Annotated in this window: 2 protein-coding genes and 1 pseudogene; all 3 read right to left on the reverse strand. The window is 41.5% G+C overall.

Features of this window, described 5'->3' with window-relative positions:
- Positions 1–706 (reverse strand): annotated as a pseudogene (locus PBAT_RS25930) (exosporium glycoprotein BclB-related protein); the annotation flags it as partial.
- On the reverse strand, positions 678–998 hold the full coding sequence (locus tag PBAT_RS08020; protein ID WP_068648360.1) for a collagen-like repeat preface domain-containing protein: 321 nt from the start codon (positions 996–998) through the stop codon (positions 678–680). The pseudogene PBAT_RS25930 and the gene PBAT_RS08020, both read right to left, overlap by 29 nt.
- Positions 999–1,875: 877 nt before the next feature.
- On the reverse strand, positions 1,876–2,520 hold a 645-nt coding region (locus tag PBAT_RS08025; protein ID WP_276326536.1), incomplete at its 5' end, for an exosporium glycoprotein BclB-related protein.

A 2,520-nucleotide genomic window follows, 5' to 3' on the forward strand; every position in this document is an offset into this window, starting at 1 on the left:
CTTCGCCTGTGGCTCCTGTTACACCTGCTTCGCCCGTAGCTCCGGTTGGTCCCGTTTCTCCTGTTGCTCCTGTTGCTCCTGTGGCTCCCATTCCAGCCAACAATACATAGTCTGGTGAGCTTCCCGGTGTTCCCGTTGGGCCTGCTACAACCGTTATATAAGTGCTTCCATTATAGGTTACTATCTGGCCTTCTAGATAAAATGGGCTTTGTGCTGGATCATAATTTACTATACCTTGCAAACCAACTCCCGTTGCTCCTGTGACTCCTGTTGCTCCGGTCACACCCGTTGCACCAACTGCCCCTGTTGCTCCTGTTGCTCCCATTCCAGCCAACAATACATAGTCTGGTGAGCTTCCCGGTGTTCCCGTTGGGCCTGCTACAACCGTTATATAAGTGCTTCCATTATAGGTTACTATCTGGCCTTCTAGATAAAATGGGCTTTGTGCTGGATCATAATTTACTATACCTTGCAAACCAACTCCCGTTGCTCCTGTGACTCCTGTTGCTCCGGTCACACCCGTTGCTCCTGTTGCTCCTGTTGCTCCTGTTGGGCCTACTCCATATGGTCCTGTTGCTCCCGTTGGACCTGTGGGGCCTGTTACTCCATAAGCGTATGACCCAAGAGCTAATGAAATAGAAACTTGAATGGGTCTAATTTGGCCAATCATTTCATCCTTACAAGCAGGGGCTATAGACAAGGACATAAGCTAATAATTGTTCCAACAATTGTTGTAAATTTGTTCCTACACTTGTAACGGAGAAGGGGGTTACCTCCGTTGAAACGATAGTCAATTCTAATATTGATAGAATCTCTGTTGGATCCACTTCAAAGTTTGAATTGATTACGAACAATCTAAGTTCTTGTAATACGTTATGCAGGTTAGCAATATTTAAGATGGTTGGGTTCGTTAGTGCAGGGGGTACCACCTCACCAAGCTCAATTATAATACTTAACAGAGTTTGTGCTTCTCCATTACATGGTAAAAATGCATTCATATCACTATCTCCTCCTTAAACTATCTTTTGAATTATTTAGAAGATTGAGTCCTTCTAAATCTTCAATAGTAACAACATATTCTGAGCAGAAATATTTGGTGCAAGCTAACTATCTATATCGAGAATATTAATATTTTTGAAAAATAAAGAGTTGTTAGATCACGAATTACATAAAAATATTAAAAATATAGAACACTTCCCGCCAACACCTTGAAAAGTAAGAGCCCTGTAACAGTTGCAGAAATACTATTAATAAGAAGTGTTTGAGACGATACTGGTATACTAAACTGCCCTGAATTCTAATTACCATACTATTAAAAAGTTAAAATTCCCTATTAACAATGGACATGTCATTGTGCTACCGGCCACCAAAGAGAACGTATTATTAGGAGTATTATCCTCTATGGGATACAGCTCCCTAAGCTAATAATTGTTCCCGTTCACCTTATAAAGGTTAATGGAGTTACCTCCGTTGAAACGATAGTCAATTCTAATATTAATAGAATCTCTGTTAGGTCCACTTCAAAATTTGAATTTATTACGAATATCCTAAGTTCTTCTATTCCGATATTCAATATGTTAGGATTCGAATTGCAAGAGGTACCGCATCACAAGTGCTAATTTTATTACTTAATAAAGTTTGTGCTTCGCCAATACATGGTAAAAATGCATTCACATCACTAGCTCCTCCATAAACTTTATATTGAATTATTTGGAAAATTTAGGTCTTAGCAACATATCTCGAAACGATACATCTGATACAAAAAAAACAATTGAACATATCTATTGAGTCCCTGTTACGGGGCGATCAGATTGTAAATCAACAACAAGAAAAAGACACCCTATATAGGTGTCTTAGCATAAATATGAGATTTTTTTAGTCAATCGTAAAGCCTGCGCTAGCATATCCAGTGGTCGAAGTAACAACGTTAAGCCCCGAAGCAGTGGATGAGAATACCATTAATAGTCGTGTCTGCGGTGTTACAGGAATACTTAACCCTGTTGTAATTCCATTACTAACAGACCCTAAACTAATAAGCCCTGTAAGTGGTGGGGCAAGAGTTACCGTTGCTCCCGGAACTAACGTAAATATGTTATTAGGTGTGGTAGACTGGAACAATTGCGCAGTTACCGTTACAGTAGTACCAATAAGAGATAAGGCGACGGTATTACTGAAGTAAGCAGCAATAGATGTGATTGTTCCTGCACGAGGAACGGAAAATGCAAAGTTGACAAGAGGTCCTGCAGCATTACCGGTCAAATCAATAGTTCCGCCAAGAATAGAGATCCCCGCAACAGAACTTCCAAACCCAATAAGACCTACTGTTCCGACTAAACCTAGTGCAACTGTAGTCATAGTAATCGGTAATCCAGATGCTAGAGGTATGATTGCACCTGCACCTGCGGCACCTGCGGCACCTGTTGCTCCCGTAGACCCCGTTACTCCCGTGACTCCAGTTGCTCCGGTTGCTCCTGCTACTCCTGTTGCTCCTGTTGCTCCGGTGACTCCAGCCGCTCCCGT

The organism is Paenibacillus antarcticus, from assembly GCF_001637225.1.
Classification (GTDB): Bacteria; Bacillota; Bacilli; order Paenibacillales; family Paenibacillaceae; genus Paenibacillus_AQ; species Paenibacillus_AQ antarcticus.